At 39.7% G+C, this 18,704-nt stretch carries 16 protein-coding genes and 1 other annotated feature; of the genes, 12 read left to right on the plus strand and 4 right to left on the minus strand.

Features of this window, described 5'->3' with window-relative positions:
- Positions 1-5: 5 nt before the first annotated feature.
- The 8 genes from LMB56_RS03870 (at position 6) to tsaD (ending at position 9,231) form a co-directional block, all read left to right on the plus strand.
- Positions 6-767, plus strand: coding sequence for an acyl-[acyl-carrier-protein] thioesterase (locus tag LMB56_RS03870; RefSeq protein ID WP_122480741.1), 762 nt, complete (start codon positions 6-8; stop codon positions 765-767).
- Between the two features lie 164 nt (positions 768-931).
- Positions 932-2,446 (plus strand): exopolyphosphatase, encoded by a 1,515-nt coding sequence (locus LMB56_RS03875; protein WP_229280521.1) that lies wholly within the window; start codon positions 932-934, stop codon positions 2,444-2,446.
- A 1-nt stretch (position 2,447) separates the two neighbouring features.
- Positions 2,448-4,691, plus strand: coding sequence for an RNA degradosome polyphosphate kinase (locus LMB56_RS03880; protein WP_122480743.1), 2,244 nt, complete (start codon positions 2,448-2,450; stop codon positions 4,689-4,691).
- Positions 4,692-4,694: 3 nt separating this feature from the next.
- Positions 4,695-5,666, plus strand: coding sequence for a Ppx/GppA family phosphatase (locus LMB56_RS03885; protein WP_109883738.1), 972 nt, complete (start codon positions 4,695-4,697; stop codon positions 5,664-5,666).
- A 111-nt stretch (positions 5,667-5,777) separates the two neighbouring features.
- Positions 5,778-6,773, plus strand: coding sequence for a UDP-glucose 4-epimerase GalE (galE, locus tag LMB56_RS03890; RefSeq protein ID WP_003666351.1), 996 nt, complete (start codon positions 5,778-5,780; stop codon positions 6,771-6,773).
- 144 nt (positions 6,774-6,917) lie between these two features.
- Positions 6,918-7,643, plus strand: a complete 726-nt coding sequence (tsaB, locus tag LMB56_RS03895; protein ID WP_122480744.1) for a tRNA (adenosine(37)-N6)-threonylcarbamoyltransferase complex dimerization subunit type 1 TsaB — start codon at positions 6,918-6,920, stop codon at positions 7,641-7,643.
- Complete coding sequence (gene rimI / locus LMB56_RS03900) at positions 7,627-8,181, plus strand: ribosomal protein S18-alanine N-acetyltransferase (RefSeq protein WP_229283620.1); 555 nt, start codon at positions 7,627-7,629, stop codon at positions 8,179-8,181. Before tsaB ends, rimI begins: the two co-directional genes overlap by 17 nt.
- Before the next feature lie 18 nt (positions 8,182-8,199).
- Positions 8,200-9,231 (plus strand): tRNA (adenosine(37)-N6)-threonylcarbamoyltransferase complex transferase subunit TsaD, encoded by a 1,032-nt coding sequence (tsaD, locus tag LMB56_RS03905; protein ID WP_122480745.1) that lies wholly within the window; start codon positions 8,200-8,202, stop codon positions 9,229-9,231.
- A gap of 115 nt (positions 9,232-9,346) precedes the next feature.
- Here the strand turns inward: tsaD and proC are convergent, their stop codons facing one another.
- The 3 genes from proC to proB are packed head-to-tail and all read right to left on the minus strand — an operon-like array spanning position 9,347 to position 12,182.
- Positions 9,347-10,120, minus strand: a complete 774-nt coding sequence (gene proC, locus LMB56_RS03910) for a pyrroline-5-carboxylate reductase (RefSeq protein ID WP_122480746.1) — start codon at positions 10,118-10,120, stop codon at positions 9,347-9,349.
- Positions 10,121-10,137: 17 nt separating this feature from the next.
- Entirely contained in the window at positions 10,138-11,382 is a 1,245-nt protein-coding gene (locus tag LMB56_RS03915; protein WP_229283619.1) for a glutamate-5-semialdehyde dehydrogenase, read from the minus strand.
- Positions 11,383-11,393: 11 nt separating this feature from the next.
- Complete coding sequence (gene proB, locus LMB56_RS03920) at positions 11,394-12,182, minus strand: glutamate 5-kinase (RefSeq protein ID WP_020842908.1); 789 nt, start codon at positions 12,180-12,182, stop codon at positions 11,394-11,396.
- 309 nt (positions 12,183-12,491) lie between these two features.
- Positions 12,492-12,735 (plus strand) — a binding site (T-box leader).
- A 38-nt stretch (positions 12,736-12,773) separates the two neighbouring features.
- Here proB and LMB56_RS03925 point away from each other — a divergent pair.
- From LMB56_RS03925 to LMB56_RS03935, 3 genes are read left to right on the plus strand one after another with little or no spacing between them, the layout of a single operon-like run.
- A complete protein-coding gene (locus LMB56_RS03925; protein ID WP_042229226.1) occupies positions 12,774-13,559 on the plus strand; it encodes a carbon-nitrogen family hydrolase in 786 nt (261 codons plus the stop codon).
- 13 nt (positions 13,560-13,572) lie between these two features.
- On the plus strand, positions 13,573-14,751 hold the full coding sequence (locus tag LMB56_RS03930; protein ID WP_122480748.1) for a pyridoxal phosphate-dependent aminotransferase: 1,179 nt from the start codon (positions 13,573-13,575) through the stop codon (positions 14,749-14,751).
- A 13-nt stretch (positions 14,752-14,764) separates the two neighbouring features.
- Positions 14,765-15,730 carry a ketopantoate reductase family protein gene (locus LMB56_RS03935; RefSeq protein ID WP_229283618.1) on the plus strand — a complete coding sequence of 322 codons (966 nt, stop codon included), beginning with the start codon at positions 14,765-14,767 and terminating at the stop codon, positions 15,728-15,730.
- 29 nt (positions 15,731-15,759) lie between these two features.
- Here LMB56_RS03935 and LMB56_RS03940 read toward each other — a convergent pair whose 3' ends face one another.
- A complete protein-coding gene (locus LMB56_RS03940; RefSeq protein WP_122480750.1) occupies positions 15,760-17,697 on the minus strand; it encodes an ABC-F family ATP-binding cassette domain-containing protein in 1,938 nt (645 codons plus the stop codon).
- A 240-nt stretch (positions 17,698-17,937) separates the two neighbouring features.
- Here LMB56_RS03940 and LMB56_RS03945 point away from each other — a divergent pair, with 240 nt between their 5' ends.
- A complete protein-coding gene (locus tag LMB56_RS03945; protein WP_003666366.1) occupies positions 17,938-18,582 on the plus strand; it encodes a redox-sensing transcriptional repressor Rex in 645 nt (214 codons plus the stop codon).
- Positions 18,583-18,704: the final 122 nt, after the last annotated feature.

Here is an 18,704-nt window from a genome sequence, read left to right on the forward strand (position 1 = left end):
AAAGTATGGAGTTAAAGCAAGAAGCACAAACATTCGAAATGCCGCACTTACTAACATATTATGAGTGTGATGAAACAAGTCATCCAAGCTTGAGTATGGTATTAAGTATGATTTCCATGGTATCCGATGAGCACAGTATGTTTTTAGGAATGGGAACCGAAGAAATACAGGCTACTGGCGGTACGTGGGTAGTAAGCGGCTATGAAGGACAGCTTGCCGCAAAGCAGCCTTCTTTTGGGGAAACTGTCATTTTAGGAACAAAAGCTGTTTCCTATAACCGCTTTTTTGCTGTTCGTGATTTTTGGATAACGGATAAAGAACACCAGATTGAATATGCACGAATTAGGTCGATTTTTGTGTTTATGAATCTAAAGACGCGGCGAATGCAATCCATTCCACCTGCTTTGATTGAGCCATTTAAAGCTCCTGTTGCGAAAAGGATTCCTCGCCTAAAACGACCTCAAAAACTAGATGAAAATGCTTCAGTAATAAAGAAGAATTATCAAGTTCGTTATTTTGACCTTGATGCTAATCATCATGTTAATAATGCTCGTTACTTTGATTGGCTTCTTGATCCTCTTGGGCGCGATTTTTTACGCGGAAATCAGATAAAGAGATTTAATTTGCAGTATCTTCAAGAGGTACGCAATGGAGAAATGGTAGAAAGTAAAGTTAATAAGCTTCAAACAAATGATGAAAAGGTAACTTATCATCAGATTGGTGTTGGTGAGCAAATTGATGCAATTGCTGAGATAGAATGGTATTAAAAATTAATCAATGAATAATAGCGACTGGTTTCTAGACAGGAAATTAGTTGCTATTTTATTTTAGTCCTAAATATAGACAAAAAGATCTTGAATGGTTTAATGTAGAGACATTTAAAGGAAGATGGTATTCTATGAATAGTAGTAATTATGAGGAGTGAGTTGACGTGAAAAGATCTTTAACGGCGATTATTTACCTCGAACCCGATCAGGTTAATTTACGGATCATTGAGATACCTACTTTAAAAGTGATAAATAATGTTCGATCGGGCCTTCTAAATATCGGGAACGCTAAAGTTGCTAATTATTCAGAAAACATGACTGCAATTGTTAATAATATTGAAGGATTTAAGCAGATTATTAATGACTACCAGGCAACACCAGTTAAATTTTATGGCGATTTAGAAGACCTCGACCCCGTCGCAACCCGGTATGTGGCTGATCAGTTAGAAGTGCGGACAGGGTTACAGATTGAATGGCTAAACAATAACCAACTAATGGCTCAGTCAATGAGCTACCTTTTAACCTTGTTGCCAGATTTTGAGAAACTTAGTAAGCACAATATGTATCTTCTAAGCATCGGTCTTAGCTCAACTACCTTGGCCTATTTTCACCATGGAAGCTTTGAACGGGCATGGGATATTGATCTTGGTAATGCAAAAATCAGTCAGTTGGTGGGCCGTCTCCGAAAAACTGCTACCAATCCAACTGAAATTATCCAAGATTATATCAGTAGTAAATTAGAGTACTTAACACCAGAACTGACAAAGAAAAAGCATACAGTAATGATGGTGCAAAATGCCCTCTCACTCAATAAATTGTTTTTGCCAAATGATCAGCAGATCGCGGAAGTTCCCCTAAATGAATTTCATGATGATTATCAAAAGATTTTATCGCCAGTAAAAGATGGCTTAATGAAAAATATTCAGATTGATGACCAACAATTCGAATTATTATTACCAAATTATTTGGTAACGGCGCGAACAGTGCGCTTAATTCAACCAGCAGGCCTTTACGTAACTGATATTTCAACGATGGATGGGATTTCCCATGGAGTTGGGGTTGATAATCCTAAAACGAGACGGCAAATTAATGAAATGATCAGAACAGCTGCCGATAATATTTCTTCACGATACGGTGTTGATTCAGCTCATCGGGATTTTGTAACACGCTTTTCGCTCCAACTCTTTGACCAATTACGCCCAATTCATCGTCTTGGTCAGCATGAGCGATTATTATTAGAAATAGCTAGTAGAATTGATGACATTGGTAATTTTATTAATCAACGAGGACACTACCGCCACTCTGCTTATATTATGGAGGCTAATCCCTTAATTGGGCTTTCGGATAAAGATAATCGGATTATTGCTGAAGTGGCAAGATATCATAGTGCAGAGTCTCCAGATATTAGTCAAGCTCATTACCGCCATCTCGATGATGAGATCCAGATGCCAGTAGCAAAATTAGCTGCTATTTTACGATTAGTGGATGCATTAGATGATTCGCGGCTACAAAAAATTTCAAATATTAAATTGAAGCTGGTAGGAGATAGCCGTTTAATCATTAAAGCAACAGCCAATGATGACCTTGTTCTTGAAAAGTGGTCTTTTAGTAAAAAGTCGCAACTATTTAAGGATGTATACGGAATTGAACCGGTCTTAACTGAGAGGAGTGATCTTTAAGATGTATAAGGAGTTTTATAAGCCACAGAATTATGTCAATCGGGAATTGAGTTGGATTGACTTTAATGGCCGAGTGCTTGGAGAGGCCACTGATACTGCCAATCCGTTGTTAGAACGTGCTAATTTCTTGGGAATTACCCAAAGCAATGTTGATGAATTTTTTATGGTGCGTGTTGCCTCGCTTCATAAACTTGCTGCTGCCAACGTTACTACTACTGATGCGTCTGGTCTCACTCCAGAAGAGCAGTTGGATGCAGTAAATGAAAAAGAACATCGGATGGTTAAGCAACGGTATGAAGTTTACAATCAGCAAATCATCCCAGACCTTGCTAAAAATAATATTCATATTCTCCATGTCCCCAAACTTGACGAGAAGCAATATGAATTTATTCGGCGGTACTTTAATGATGAGCTGATGCCAGTTTTGACTCCCATGGCAGACGATGCCTCACGTCCGTTTCCCTTTATCTCCAATAATTCCTTAAATATTGCTGTTCAGCTGCGGCGGCAAATTCATCCAACAAGTAAACCAGTTGCAGAGGAAATTTTAGAAGGGGATCAAGAAGTTCATCGTCCACAAATTGAACCACATGATGATCGACAGGAAGCAGATATCAAATTTGCAACAGTCCGTGTTCCGGAAATTTATAAGCGGTTAGTCCGGCTGCCAGGAGAAAATAATTTCATTTTGATTGATGAAATTATTACTGAATTCCTTACCGCGCTTTTTCCTGGATATGAGATATTAGCTACGGCATCATATCGAGTTATGCGGGATATGGACTTAGACGTTGCTGAAGAAGATACGTCAGATTTACTCCGGGCAGTCAAACGGCAATTGCGAGAACGAGAACACGGGCGGGTAATGCGCCTAGAAGTTCCAGCTTCAATCGATGAATGGTTAAAGGATCAGTTAATTGATAATCTGCATGTAAGTGAACGATCACTGTATGAAGTAGATGGTCCCGTCGATCTAACTTTCTTGAAAAAATTATCGGGGATGGTTGATGGTCATGATGACTTGCGCTATCCGCCATATAAGCCATACCTCAATCCAGCGTTAGATATGGACCATAATATTTTTTCTTCGATTCGCCAAAAGGACTACTTAATGCAGCATCCTTATGATAATTTTCAAGCCGTGGTTAACTTTATCCACCAAGCAGCCATTGATCCAGATGTTTTAGCAATCAAGATGACTCTTTATCGGGTCTCTGGTAATTCACCGATTATTAAGTATCTCGGAATGGCCGCGCAACAGGGCAAGCAAGTAACGGTTTTAGTTGAAGTTAAAGCGCGGTTTGATGAACAAAATAACGTTCGATGGGCACAACGGCTTGAACAGATGGGGTGCCACGTTATTTACGGTTTAGTTGGCCTTAAAACACACTGTAAGGTTGCTTTGGTTATCCGTCGCGATGAAGATGGGTTGCGGCGTTATATGCACCTAGGAACTGGTAACTATAATGATGTAACAGCTCATTTTTACACCGATATGGGATTATTTACTTGTGACCATGAGCTGGGTATCGATATGACAAACCTGTTTAATATGCTGTCAGGATTTGCGCGACCAGCTTATTTCAATGAATTACGGGTATCTCCTGATGGAATCCGGACATTTATTAATGCCAAAATTGATGAGCAAATTGAAAATGCCAAAAATGGTAATCCTGCGTTAATTCGGATGAAGATGAATTCCTTGTCTGACAAGCAAATCATTGCCCGCCTATACGCAGCCGCTGCTAGTGGAGTTAAGGTTGAATTATTGATTCGCGGAATTACCTGTTTACGGAATGATCTGCCAGAACTGCATGGGAATATTGAGGTTCATTCTATTATTGGACGTTTCCTTGAACACTCTCGGATCTACTACTTTAAGAGTAATGGTCATGAGGAAGTCTACCTTGCAAGTGCCGATATGATGACGAGAAATCTTAATCGGCGGGTTGAAGAATTGTATCCCGTTACCCAGCCAGACACAAAAGATCATGCAATTCATATTTTTGACGTTATGTGGAAAGATAATGTCAAGGCTCGCCGGTTAGTAGGAGATCATTATGAACGGATTGATCGTGGTGATGCTGCACCATTCAGCTCACAAGAATACTTTGTTAAACAAGCAATGAAATTGAATGCGCGTGAGAAAAAGGAGAAGAAAGCAAAAAAACATTTTTCTTCAGTTTTTGAAACTTTAACTCGCCATGTTCCCAATCTTCATTTAGATGAGCGAAAGGATGAGTAATTTATGAGCAATGAGCAGTACTTGGCAATTCTTGATTTAGGTTCGAATTCAGTTCGGCTTAAAATAACAAAAATTCAAGATAACGGGAGCTTTGAAACGGTTCAATACGAAAAAAGATACGTTCGTCTTGCTTCAAATATGGGGCCAGAAAAAATGCTGAAATCAACTCCCGTAAAGCGGACTATTGATGCCTTAAAAGAATTTCGGGCAATTTGTGATCGATATCGAAATAAGAATCTGACAATTATTGCGGTTGCAACTGCCGCCGTTCGTCAAGCACAAAATCAACTGCAATTTCTTGAAAAGGTCCAGCGAGAAACCGGTTTTGAAATTCACGTAATTAGTGGGGAACGAGAAGCATATCTTGACTATGTTGGAGTTAACCAGACTCTTCCAATTGATAAGGGGATAATCATTGATACTGGAGGAGCAAGTATGGAATTAATCTCGGTAAATAATGGTGAAGCAGAAGAAGCGGTTAGTATTCCGATCGGCTCAGTCAGCATTTCGCAAACTTACCACCTTGAAGATCAGATTAATCCAGCTGATTTATTTGATGCCATGGTTAAAATTGATGAGGTCCTCTCTCAACAATTGTGGTTGAATCGGATGCGGGAAACAAAGATTGTGGCACTTGGGGGATGCAACCGTGCATTGGCGAAGGTATATCGGTGGCAACAAGCTCTTAATCCTGATGAAGTCAGACCGGTTCATGGGCTAACAATGCGTTCAGAAGAAGCCTTTTTGATTATGCGGCAGTTATTAGAAGCGGATCGGCAGACGCGGGCAGGAATCCGTGGAATTACGAAAGTGCGAGCAGATGTAATTGTCGGGGGTCTTTTACCACTCATCTCTCTTGTCCGGCAATTATCAATTAACGAGATTAGTTTTAGTAATAGTGGATTAAGGGAGGGCTTATTATTTAAGTACCTTGAGCAGCAGATTAATTTTAATCAGCTAAAATCTTCACTATAAAATTATCTGCTAAAAGCTTTACTTTCTTTTTACTAAATTTTACTAATTAGAACCAGTAAAACTGTGCTACAATCACTATGAAAGCTTTAGTTGGATCAAGGAGGAAACAAGATGTCAATTTTAGTTGCTGGTGGTGCCGGATATATCGGTTCCCATATGGTAAAAGATCTTATTGAAAATGGTGAAGACGTAGTAGTTGCTGATAACTTATCAACGGGTCACCGGGATGCGATTAATCCCAAGGCTAAGTTTTACGAAGGCGACATTCGTGATCGTCAATTCTTAGACAAGATTTTTGACAATGAAGATATTACTGCAGTTGTTCACTTTGCTGCTTTCTCAATTGTCCCTGAATCAATGAGTAAGCCATTGAAGTACTTTGATAACAATACTGGTGGAATGATTACTTTGCTTGAAGCAATGCATGATCATGATATTAAGTATATTGTCTTTAGTTCAACCGCTGCTACTTATGGGGTTCCAGAGCATATGCCAATTAAGGAAACGGATCCCCAAAAGCCAATTAACCCATATGGCTTGAGTAAGTTAATGATGGAAGAAATGATGGATTGGGCTGATAAAGCTTATGGTATTAAGTTTGTTGCCCTCCGTTACTTTAATGTTGCTGGGGCTGCTCCTGATGGCACGATCGGTGAAGACCATGGTCCAGAAACACACTTAGTTCCGATTATCCTTCAGGTTGCGCAAGGTAAGCGTGATGAATTGAGTATCTTTGGGGATGACTACAATACACCAGATGGTACCAATGTTCGTGACTATGTTCATGTTATGGATTTAGCAGATGCTCATATTCTTGCTATTAAGTACCTTCAAGAAGGTAACAAGAGTAATGCCTTTAACCTTGGTTCATCCACTGGCTTCTCTAACAAGCAAATGCTAGAAGCAGCCCGTGAAGTTACGGGTCAACCTATTCCAGCTAAAATGGCACCACGCCGTCCAGGAGATCCAGATTCATTAGTTGCTGCTAGTGATAAGGCGCGTAATATTCTTGGATGGAGTCCTAAGTATGATGATGTTCACGACATTATCGCAACTGCTTGGAAGTGGCATTCAACTCATCCAAAGGGTTATGATGATCGCGACTAATAATCGGTTTTAAAATAACAAACAGGCTCTCAGCAAAAAAATTGTTGGGGCCTGTTTTGTCGTAAATAAACAAAAAAATTAAAAGAGAAGTCAAAGCTGATCCAGTGTGATAAGATGTAAGATGATTGAAAGGATTGATAAAAGATGAAGATTCTAGCCATCGATACATCCAACCACCCAATGAGCGTAGCGTTGGTTGAAGATGAGCAATTGTTGGCAACGACGACCCTTAATATGGTTCGCAATCATAGCATTTATTTAATGCCGGCAATTAGTAAGTTATTTGAGTTAGTTCAGTGGCAGCCAACAGATATTGATCGAGTAGTGGTTGCACAGGGACCAGGATCTTATACGGGAGTACGAATTGCAGTTACAACCGCTAAAGTATTGGCTGATACAGAAAAGATTGACTTAGTTGGCGTATCAAGTCTAGCAGTGTTAGCACGTAATGTAGTTCCAACATCATCAGCAATTATTGTTCCTTTCTTTGATGCCCGCCGAGGAAATGTATTTGCTGGTGCTTACCAGTGGGAAAATGGCAAGTTAATAAATAAAATAGAAGATCAGCATTTAGGAATTGATGTTTTGCTTGAGCAACTTGCAAAATTAGGTCAACAAGTTGTTTTAGTGGGTCAGATGACTGATAAGATTCAGGCCAACTATGATCAATTGCCAGCTAATGTGACCCTTTTGCCACGATCTTATAGCATTCCGTCAACTTATCAATTAGCTCTTGCAGGTAAAATGAAGGAACCGGTTAAAGAGATTGACCCCTTTGTTCCGCATTATTTACGAATTACTGAAGCAGAGGCTAATTGGCAAAAACTTCATCCTGGAGAAAAAAGAAAGAATTATGTTCGAGAAGTTTAAAGAATGGTTTGTCAATACGACCAATCCTACTAAACGACCGACCCTTGATTTTACGCGACGAGTAGTAATGATATCCGGCCATCAGTATGTGGTCCGGATGGCAAAAGAGCAAGATATTCAAACTTTAGTCGAAATTGAAGAAAGAATCTATGGAAAAGCACCATGGAGTTATGCTGCTTTTCGCATTGAACTCCAACGGCCGTGTGATCGACTATATTTAGTTATTGAGGATGACCAGCAGATTGTTGGCTTTATGGGAATAGCTATTGACTGGTACCATTATGATTTGCATATTACAAATATTGGGATTACACCAAGTTACCAAAATAAGGGGATTGGAACGTATCTTATTTCAACTGCCAAAAATTATGCCCGGCACTTAAAATTACATTCGATGAGTTTAGAAGTACGAGTGCATAATGTATCGGCTCGGCGCTTATATGAAAGTTTAGGCTTCCGCAACCAGCATATTAAACCACGTTATTACTTAGACAATCATGAAGATGCCGTTGATATGCAAGCAAACTTACTTAGGTAGAGGTGAAAGTATTTTATTATGACAGAACGCACATTAACCTTAGCGTTTGAATCAAGCTGTGATGAAACAAGTGTTGCCGTAATTGAAAATGGAAATAAAATCCTTTCTAATATCGTTGCAACGCAAATCGATAGTCACCAGCGCTTTGGTGGAGTAGTACCAGAAGTAGCTAGTCGCCATCATATTGAACAAATTACCAAGTGTACAAATGAAGCTTTAGAGCAAGCAGATGTAGACTATAATGACCTAGATGCTGTGGCAGTAACATACGGTCCGGGATTAGTCGGGTCATTATTAATTGGTGTGACGGCAGCGAAGGCCATCGCATGGGCGCATAATCTTCCGTTAGTGCCGGTTAACCACATGGCAGGCCATATCTATGCCGCACGCTATGTTGGAGAATTCCAATATCCACAAATGGCATTGTTAGTTTCCGGTGGACATACGGAATTAGTTTACATGCCATCTGAACATGAATACCAAATTATTGGTGAAACACGTGATGATGCTGCCGGTGAAGCTTATGATAAAATCGGTCGCGTGTTGGGAGTCAATTACCCAGCAGGAAAAACGATTGATGAATGGGCAGCTAAGGGTAAAGATACTTTTAATTTTCCACGAGCAATGGAAAAAGAAGATAATTATGACTTTAGCTTTAGCGGGTTGAAGAGTGCCTTCATCAATACTGTTCATAATGCAGACCAGCGTGGGAAAAAATTAGATAAATATGATCTTGCAGCCAGTTTCCAACAAAGTGTCATTGACGTGCTTGCGGAAAAAACGATGCGGGCGTTAGATGATTACCCAGTGAAGCAACTGATTTTAGCTGGTGGGGTCGCTGCAAATCATGGCCTCCGTGCTCGTTTAGATCATGATATGAAGGAATTTCATCCTGATGTACCTATGCTGCAAGCACCATTGAAATTATGTGGTGACAATGCTGCAATGATTGGGGCGGCTGGTTATGTTAACTACAAGCATGGTGACCGTGCAGGCTTAGATTTGAATGCAGTGCCGGGATTGATGTTTGATCGAATTCAGAGTAAATAATTATAAACACAACTTCTGTAAGCAGTAATGGCCTCCAGTGTTCGGTAAAAAAACGGACGCTGGAGGCCATTATTATACTGTGCTGTATGGACGTAACCGCAGCCCTTTTTGCGTTTTATGCTTCACCATTTGCTTTGTCAACAGCATCCATCATGGCGTAACGGAAACCATTTTTTTCCAATGCTTCCACGCCTTTGATCGTTGTACCTGCTGGTGATGTTACTTGATCACGTAATAATGCCGGAGCTAGCTTGCTATCATAGGCTAGTGTTCCCGTACCCTTTACCATACTGGCGATAACTTCATATGCAGTTTGGCGATCGAGACCATGCTTGACGGCGGCATCGCTCATTGCGTCCATCATCACATCAACAAATGCAGGGCCACAGCCGCCGATAACACCAATTATATCTAGTTGTCGTTCTGGAACTTCGATGACATCACCAAGACTATCTAAAACAGTCATTACTTTTGAAATTGATTCAGCAGAAATTCCGGTTGGTAAGGCAAGCCCAATTGTGCCAGCATTAACTTCAACTGGTGTGTTGGGAATAATATTAACAATTTCTTTATTCGGAAGAACTTTTGCTAAGTCTGCATGAGTAATTCCAGCAGCGGCAGAGATAAAAATAGTGTGGTCGTTAAGGACGGCTAATTCTTTAGCGACTGCGGTTGTAATAGGGGCTGGGGTGGTCAAAATTACGATATCGGGTGTAAGGTTAACCACTTCACTATTTGTATTAACGAGTTTAAATCCGAGCTTCTCAGCAAGGCTTGTAACACGTGAATTAACAGGGTTCATCGCACTGAGGGTGAAATTTTGCGTACGGCTTAATCCCTTCATAATTGCGCTTCCCATATTTCCGACACCAATAATTGTAATTTTCATCTAAAAAACCTCCTAAATTATTTCCGAACTTGCCCATTACCGGTAATTTCATATTTGATTGTTGTTAATTGTTGTAATCCCATTGGTCCCCGAGCGTGAAGCTTTTGGGTACTGATACCAATTTCAGCGCCAAAGCCAAATTCTCCCCCATCAGTAAACCGCGTGGAGGCATTAACATAAACACAGGCAGAATTAATGGCCTGTTGGAAGTAGCGTCCCCGGGTAATATTGTTTGTAATGATTGATTCTGAATGATGAGTACTGTAGTGGTTAATATGGCTAATTGCATCATCAAGGGAATCAACAATTTTGACTGCCATAATTAAATCATTGTATTCTGTCTCCCAGTCTTCCTCAGTAACAGGACGGATAGTTGATACTAATTGACAAGTCATTTCATCACCGCGTAATTGGACTCCATGTTCCATTAAAGCTTTGGCAATAACAGGAAGAAATTTAGCGGCAATATCGCGGTGGATAAGTAATTTTTCAGCGGCATTGCATACAGAAGGCCGTTGTACTTTTGCATTTACAGTAATATTAGTCGCCATTGTTAGGTCGGCATCCTTATCAACATAAATGTGGCAATTACCCGCACCGGTTTCGATAACTGGGACCGTAGCTGTTGTTACAACCCGCTGAATAAGGGCCCGGCCGCCTCGTGGAATCAAGACATCAATGTAGTCAGTGAGATTCATCATTTCATCAGCAATCGCATGACTAGTGTCGGTAATAAGCTGAACCGCATCGACGGGTAAATGTTGACTTTGCAATGATTCGCGAAGAATTTTTACTAAGGCAGTATTAGTCTGGATAGCTTCTTTTCCACCCCGTAAAATAACTGCATTGCCACTCTTAAATGTGAGGCCGGTCGCGTCCACGGTTACGTTTGGTCGTGCTTCAAAGATAATGCCAATTACCCCTAATGGTACGCGCCGTTGAAGGATTTGCAACCCATCTTTGGTAATCCATCCCTTATCGATTTGGGAAGTGGGATCGTTCAAGTCGGCGATTGTCCGAAGACCATTAGCCATGTCCGCGATACGTTGGGAGTTGACCATCAAACGATCCGTAAATTTAGTTGGCATTTGGGTAGCAGCGGCCAAATCTTGTTGGTTAGCAGCAATAATTTGGTTTTTATTTTTAATCAAATCATCTGCCAATTGAAGCAATGCCTTATTTTTGGTGGCAGTATTCATTAAAGCTAGTTTATTTGCAGCAATTTGAGCTCTTTTTCCAATTGTAATTAAATCTTGGTTCATTATCATCACTCCTATTTTCCAAAATGAGTACCAATAGTATGACCATCAAAAATATCAAAAAGAATTTTAGGGTCGCGACCATTGCATAAAATCATTTGTTTGCCTGCTTGCATCATTGTGGCAGCTGCCCGTAATTTAGTTACCATTCCACCTGTTCCAAACCTAGTGCTACTACCGCTTGCGACGTTCTCTATTTCCGGCGTTAGGAATGGAACTTCTTTAATTATTTGCGCGTCAGGAAATTTATGCGGATCTTTGTCATAAAGGGCATCGATATCCGAAAGAATGATTAGTTCGTCAGCGTCAATAGCGACAGCTACCTGGGAAGAAAGTTCATCATTGTCACTAAAAGTAGTGTAATGATCAAGCTCATCAACTGACACGGGGTCATTTTCGTTAACGATTGGAATTACATTTTGCTGCAGTAAAGTATTAATTGTATTAAGCGTATGTTGGCGACTGACAGGATAAGTGAGCACATCACGGGTAAGGAGAAGTTGGGCAACGTGCGTTTGATAGTCTAAAAATCGTTGCGAATAGATTCGCATTAAAGCAGCCTGACCGATAGATGCTAAGGCTTGCTGTTGTGCTATTTCGGCGGGACGCTCTGTTAATCCTAAACTTGCAAGACCAACGCCAATTGCTCCTGAGGAAACAAGAATAAGTTGGTATCCTTGATTGTTTAATGTCGCAAGGACAAATGAGAGTTGGTCGATTGTTCGTAAATTGATTTTTCCATTAGGGAGAACAAGGCTACTCGTGCCAATCTTAACAACCACTTTTTGTATTTTATGAGTCATAGAAAATCCTTTCAGAAAACAAAAAGCGCCCTTAACCGAGACACCAATTATGGCGGTACCATTCTCGTTTAAAGACGCGCTTTACACTTTTAAATTATTTTATTATTAGAATATATTAAAGTTGTAGCAGGGCTTCGGTACTGGCGATAGCTTGCAGTCGATGGCTATCGTTCCTGGACTGACCTACTTTTATCTACAATTAAAATTTTAATTGGAAGACTAAGCTTTTGTCAAGACTAATTATTTTTGAGATTCGATTAAAAATAAATTGACAAATAATTAAAAATAAATTAGAATACGAGCAACAATTAAATATTAGTCGTTTAAGAAGAGTAAAAGCAATGTAGTATTAAGAGAGTTTTCGGGTGGTGGAAGAAAATTACAAATTGCTTTGAAGATGGTCTTAAAAAATACAACAAGTGTGAGGAAAAAACTAAGCACTTGTCGGCTGATATCCGTTATCAAGTATCGAAGTTTATTATGAACTTCCTGAGGCTATTCATGTGAGTGGATAGTAAATTAAGGTGGCACCACGAAAATACTCGTCCTTATTTAAGTTAAGGACGGGTATTTTTTATGGAGGTGAAAGTAATGAGACGCAAAATTGCACTAGCTCAACTTGATATTCAATTAGGAAATCCTGCCGAAAATTATCAAAAAGCTAAACGAGCAATTGAAGAAGCCGCTAGTCACCATGCAGATATCGTTGTATTGCCAGAGATGTGGAATACTGGCTATGCCTTAGATCAATTAGCAGAATTGGCAGATGAAAACGGTCAAAAGACACAACAATTTCTTAGTGAGTTAGCGCTAAAAAACCAAATTAACATTGTCGGCGGTTCAGTAGCGGTGAGATGTGGACAATCTTTTTTTAATACAACCTATGTTTATGATCAAAAGGGAAATCTAATTAGCAGTTACGAGAAGGTGCATTTATTTGGACTAATGAATGAAGACCGATATCTAAAAGCCGGGCAAAAAGAAAATCACTTTAAATTAGCTGAGATTCCGAGTGCAAGCTTTATATGTTATGATTTGCGATTCCCTGAATGGATTAGAACAGTCGCTCGTTATGGAACTGACATCTTATATTTTCCAGCAGAATGGCCAAGCAAACGGATTAAACAATGGAAAATAATGCTTCAGTCACGGGCAATTGAAAACCAAGCCTTTGTAGTCGCGGTCAATCGTGTTGGGACGGATTTAGCGAATAGTTTTAATGGTCATTCATTAGTAATTGATCCGCTTGGGCAGATTATCCAGGATGCAGGAGAAGTTGAACAGGTAAGTTATGTAGAAATTGACTTAGCACAGTTAGCACAGGTTCGGGGACCGATTCCGGTGTTTAAGGATCGCCGACCAAGCCTTTATCATTAAGGGGATGGAAAAGATGAATTTTGAACAATCTAAGTTATTAGACACTTTACCGAAACAATTTTTTGCCAATTTAGTTGCCAAGGTTAATAAAAAAATAAGTGAAGGGGTCGATGTTATTAATCTTGGTCAAGGAAATCCTGATAAGCCAACGCCGGCTTATATTGTTAAGAGTGCGCAAAAATGGGTAGCAGATCCGCAAACTCATAAGTATTCACTATTTCGGGGGTTACTAGCGTTTAAGGAAGCGGCAGCAAATTTTTATCAAGAAAAATATGGAGCTGATTTTGATCCAGAAAAAGAAGTAGCAATTTTGGGTGGTTCCAAGATTGGGCTTGTAGAATTGCCATGGGCATTGATGAATCCCGGCGACACTTTCCTGCTTCCTGATCCAGGCTATCCAGATTACTTATCAGGAGCAGCACTAGGAGAAGTTAATTTTGAAACAGTGCCATTATTAGCAGAAAATAACTTCCTGCCAGACTTAGAGGCAATTCCTGAAGAGGTGGCGCAACGTGCTAAATTCTTTTACCTTAACTATCCTAATAATCCTACCGGCGCTGTAGCTACTCCCGAGTTTTATCGAAAATTAGTGGCGTGGGCTAAGAAGTACCATGTGGGCATTATTAGTGACTTTGCCTATGGCGCAATTGGCTTTGACGGCCAAGCTCCAGTTAGTTTTATGGAAACACCAGGCGCTAAAGATGTGGGGATTGAATTTTATACCTTTTCTAAGACGTTCAACATGGCAGGCTGGCGAATCGCATTTGCGGTTGGTAATGCAGATATTATTGAAGCCTTAAACTTAATTCAAGACCACTTATTCGTTAGCCTTTTTCCTGCCTTACAGGAAGCTGCTATTGATGCCTTGACGCTGCCACAACGTGATGATGCAATTGCTGAAATTGTAGGTCGTTATGAAGAAAGACGGAATGCCTTTATTAATGCGGCAGAAAAAATTGGCTGGCATGCATTTACTCCCCAGGGTACTTTCTATGCTTGGATGCCGGTTCCGAAGGGCTACACCAGTGAAAGCTTTGCAGATTTGTTATTGGACAAAGCTGGCGTGGCAGTAGCACCAGGCAATGGCTTTGGCAAGCACGGTGAAGGTTATGTGCGGATTGGCCTTTTGATTGAGCCGGCACGATTAACAGAAGCCGTTGAGCGGATTGCTAAACTGAATTTATTTAATTAAGGGGGAAAAGATTATGGCTTTGAAATATACGGTTTTAGGTGCAGGTGCAATGGGTCTACGATTTGGCGTATTGCTTCAAGAACTGGCTGGCGCTAAGGTTGATTTTGTTGATAACTGGGCTCCCCAAGTTGAAACCATTAAACAACAGGGTGGGGTTTACGTTTCTCGGGACCATGAAAATCGTCATCTTGTCCCGATTAATATTTACTCACCAGAAGAATATGATGGTAATCCAGATGTGTTGATCGTTTTTGCCAAGCAGATGACGCTTAGTGATTTGTTACAACGCAGTGCTCATTTCTTCCATCCTGACCATCAATATGTCTTTTCGGGAATGAATGGCATGGGACATATTGAAAAAATTAACCACTATTTTCCTAAAGAACATGTTATTGCCGGTACCTGTTTAATCGGCACAGTCCTTAGCAAGGCGGGGGATGTGGACTTTATTGGTAAACCTGGTGCTGGTTCGATCAACTTAGCTCCCCAAGACGGCGAACCTGACGAGCGGGTAAAACAAATTGTTGAGGACTTTACCACGGCGAATATTAATCCCCACCTTAATGAGAATTTTTATGGTACCCTCCTAACAAAAGTAGTCTTCAATTCTGTTATTAATACGATCTGCACGCTTTTTGAGATTCAAATGGGACAATTTATCGATTATAATGGTGCAGAAAAGCTTGGTAAACAGTTAATTAATGAAGCATTCGATGTTGCCGAACGGGCTGGTATTCAGCTCTTAAGTACTCGTGAGGAGGAGTGGCAAACGATTAAGTATGTTAGTGAAGTTACCAACCCGCTTCATTATCCATCGATGTACCAAGATATGAGTAAAAATCGTCCAACAGAAGTCGATTACATTAATGGATATATTTATGATTTAGGTAAGAAGTATAACTATGAAGCATCTACTCACGACTTTTTACGTAATTTGGTTCATCTTGCAGAAAATACTCGTAAATTCCGACAAAACTAAAAGAAGAAGCGGATCTTTCCGCTTCTTTTTTAGTTTTCTTGATCAAATTCTTCCAGTTTTTCTGCTGCTTCTGTCCATGCAAGTTCAACTTCTTCAGATTTAGCTGATAATTCATCAAGTTCTTTTTGGAGATCGGTTAATTTTCCAATATCCGTAGCGATCTCTGGTTGGTTCATTTGTTCTTGAATTGCAGTTTGCTTTTCTTCTAATTCCGCCATTTGTTGTTCTAGTTCATCGACTTGTCGCTGAATTTTTCGGCGGGCACGCTGCTGTTCTTTGCTTTGCTGATAAGATTGTTTACCAGCCGGTGCTTTAGCAATAGTGCTTGCATTAGATGAAGTAGCTTTGGGTGAACTTTCTTTTTCCTTGGCAATTAGGTAGTCATCATAATTGCCTTCATAATGTTTAATTCCATCATGTTCCATTGCTAGGATATCGGTTGCAACCTGATTAATAAAGTAACGGTCGTGAGAAATAAAGAGAACAGTTCCGCTAAATTCGTTAATTGCGTTTTCAAGCACTTCTCGACTATCGATATCTAAGTGGTTAGTCGGTTCATCAAGGATAAGAAAATTAATCGGTTTAAATGAGAGTTTAGTTAACTCCAATCGTGCCTTTTCACCACCAGATAGGTCATGAACGACTTTATAAACATCATCACCAACGAATAAGAAACTCCCTAATAATGAGCGAATATCTTTTTCAGGTACTTCTGGATGGTCATCCCATACTTCTTCTAAAACGGTTTTATTTGGGTGCAATTGTTGTTGTTCCTGGTCATAGTAACCGATATCGAGGTTAGCACCGAGTTTAATTGTTCCACTAATTAACGGAATTTTATGGAGAATAGATTTAAGTAAAGTTGATTTTCCGATTCCATTTGGCCCGATAATCCCAACACGCTGTGGCTTACGGACATTAAATGAAAGCGGCCCAGCAAGGATCTGTTCATCGTAGCCAACTTTTGCCTGCTCCACATCAAGAACTTCATTTCCGCTATCTTTTTCAGAATGGAATTGAAAATGGATTGATTTATCATCAGTTTCTGGACGCTCAAGCCGCTCCATTTTTTCTAATTGCTTTCGCCGCGCCTGGGCACGTTTGGTCGTTGAGGCGCGAACGATATTTCGATTAACAAAGTCTTCTAGCTTAGCAATCTTTTTTTGTTGTTGATCATAGTGTTTCCACTCTGCTTGTAATCGTTCTTGCTTGTGTTTAACGAATTGCGTGTAGTTACCAGTATAGTGGGTGAGCGTTTTATTATCGAGATCATAAACATCGTTGACAACACGGTCTAAGAAGTAACGGTCGTGAGAGACGATGAGCAATGCGCCTTGATAACTTTTGAGATAATCTTCTAACCACGAAAGAACGTTCATGTCGAGGTGGTTAGTCGGTTCATCTAGAATCAAAAGTCCAGGTGCTTGCAGAAGAATCTTTGCTAAGGCGAGTTTAGTTTTTTGTCCTCCTGAAAGGGAATTAATTGGCGTATCATAACTATCTTCGTCAAAGCCAAACCCATGTAAAATTCCCCGCATACGTGATTCGTATTCAAAACCACCCTGTTTCTTAAAGGCAGTTTGTAAATTATCGTATGTTGAAAGAATTTGTTGATAATTGCTATCGGAACTATCAAGATCAGCTAGTTGCTGTTCAAGATCATGGATTTGCGTTTCCATTTTGTGGAGAGGAGCAAAAACAGTATCTAGTTCAGTCCAAATGCTATTTTGACTATCGAGTCCTTGATCCTGGGCCAAGTACCCAATTGTCAAATCTTTAACCTTTGTAATTGTTCCTTCATCTGGTTCGGTGATTCCAGCGATCATTTTTAACAAGGTCGTTTTACCAGCACCATTACGCCCAACAAGCGCAGTACGGCCATGCTCTTGAATTTGCATGTTCATATTGTGAAATAAAACGTCCGCGCCAAATCGACGCACAACGTCATTTGTCTGTAAAAGTAACATATTGAAACCTCATTTAATTCGTTGATTTAATATGGTTTTATTTTAGCAGATTTTTAATTTTAAATAAAAAGTTGAAAATATTTTTGTATTTTAGTTCACAAAAAAGGGTTTAATTGCTAGAATATACTCAGACTTAAATTTCACAAAGTAAAAATTATTAATATTATCCTTGTCAAAAACTTAGTAATTTGTTGGCAAACTAGGTTGAGAAGGGCTTATTTTAGGAGGAACAAAAGTAGAATGGCTAATAAAAAGATTCCACGCGCGACTGCGAAACGGTTGCCAATATATTTCCGTTATTTAAATGTATTGAAAGACGCAAATAAACAACGGGTATCATCAACAGAACTTTCGGAAGCTGTACAAGTTGATTCGGCAACGATTCGTCGTGACTTTTCATATTTTGGTGAATTAGGTAAGCGGGGATACGGTTATGACGTTGAAAGTCTATTAAAGTTTTTTAAGGGAATCTTACACCAAGACTCATTAGTTAGTGTTGCCTTAGTCGGGGTTGGTAGTTTGGGAAGTGCCTTGTTAAACTTTAACTTCCACCAAGATACTAATTTACGGATCAGTGCGGCATTTGATACTAAGCCAGAATATGCTAATACAGTCAAAAGTGGTATTCCAATTTACCCATCCGAGGATATGGTAAAGCAATTAAAAGAGCAACAGATTGATGTTGTTATTCTAACCGTTCCAGGAATTAAGGCCCAACATGTTGCGGACCAATTAGTTGAAGCTGGTGTAAAGGGTATTCTTAACTTTACTCCTGTTCGTTTATCTGTGCCCAAAAATGTTCAAGTTCAAAATATTGACTTAACAAACGAACTTCAAACATTAATTTACTTCATTAAAAATTATACTGAAGATTCAATTGAATAAATTTGGAGAGCATTGGTTTGATGAAAGCGTTCAACCAATGCTTTTTGTTTACTAAATTATTAATAAAAGTCAGTGATTGTAGGTATGATCTCTTAAGTTTTAAAAAATGGTCAAAAAAAGTC

Origin of the sequence: Limosilactobacillus reuteri (assembly GCF_020785355.1) — a bacterium.
Lineage (GTDB): Bacteria > Bacillota > Bacilli > Lactobacillales > Lactobacillaceae > Limosilactobacillus > Limosilactobacillus reuteri_I.

Excerpts from the sequence above, each read along its gene's own strand:
- LMB56_RS03870 (WP_122480741.1), top strand. The coding sequence starts at position 6 with ATGGAGTTAAAGCAAGAAGCACAAACATTCGAAATGCCGCACTTACTA.
- LMB56_RS03880 (WP_122480743.1), top strand. The coding sequence starts at position 2,448 with ATGTATAAGGAGTTTTATAAGCCACAGAATTATGTCAATCGGGAATTG.
- LMB56_RS03885 (WP_109883738.1), top strand. The coding sequence starts at position 4,695 with ATGAGCAATGAGCAGTACTTGGCAATTCTTGATTTAGGTTCGAATTCA.
- galE (WP_003666351.1), top strand. The coding sequence starts at position 5,778 with ATGTCAATTTTAGTTGCTGGTGGTGCCGGATATATCGGTTCCCATATG.
- tsaB (WP_122480744.1), top strand. The coding sequence starts at position 6,918 with ATGAAGATTCTAGCCATCGATACATCCAACCACCCAATGAGCGTAGCG.
- rimI (WP_229283620.1), top strand. The coding sequence starts at position 7,627 with ATGTTCGAGAAGTTTAAAGAATGGTTTGTCAATACGACCAATCCTACT.
- tsaD (WP_122480745.1), top strand. The coding sequence starts at position 8,200 with ATGACAGAACGCACATTAACCTTAGCGTTTGAATCAAGCTGTGATGAA.
- proC (WP_122480746.1), bottom strand. The coding sequence starts at position 10,120 with ATGAAAATTACAATTATTGGTGTCGGAAATATGGGAAGCGCAATTATG.
- LMB56_RS03915 (WP_229283619.1), bottom strand. The coding sequence starts at position 11,382 with ATGAACCAAGATTTAATTACAATTGGAAAAAGAGCTCAAATTGCTGCA.
- proB (WP_020842908.1), bottom strand. The coding sequence starts at position 12,182 with ATGACTCATAAAATACAAAAAGTGGTTGTTAAGATTGGCACGAGTAGC.
- LMB56_RS03925 (WP_042229226.1), top strand. The coding sequence starts at position 12,774 with ATGAGACGCAAAATTGCACTAGCTCAACTTGATATTCAATTAGGAAAT.
- LMB56_RS03930 (WP_122480748.1), top strand. The coding sequence starts at position 13,573 with ATGAATTTTGAACAATCTAAGTTATTAGACACTTTACCGAAACAATTT.
- LMB56_RS03935 (WP_229283618.1), top strand. The coding sequence starts at position 14,765 with ATGGCTTTGAAATATACGGTTTTAGGTGCAGGTGCAATGGGTCTACGA.
- LMB56_RS03940 (WP_122480750.1), bottom strand. The coding sequence starts at position 17,697 with ATGTTACTTTTACAGACAAATGACGTTGTGCGTCGATTTGGCGCGGAC.
- LMB56_RS03945 (WP_003666366.1), top strand. The coding sequence starts at position 17,938 with ATGGCTAATAAAAAGATTCCACGCGCGACTGCGAAACGGTTGCCAATA.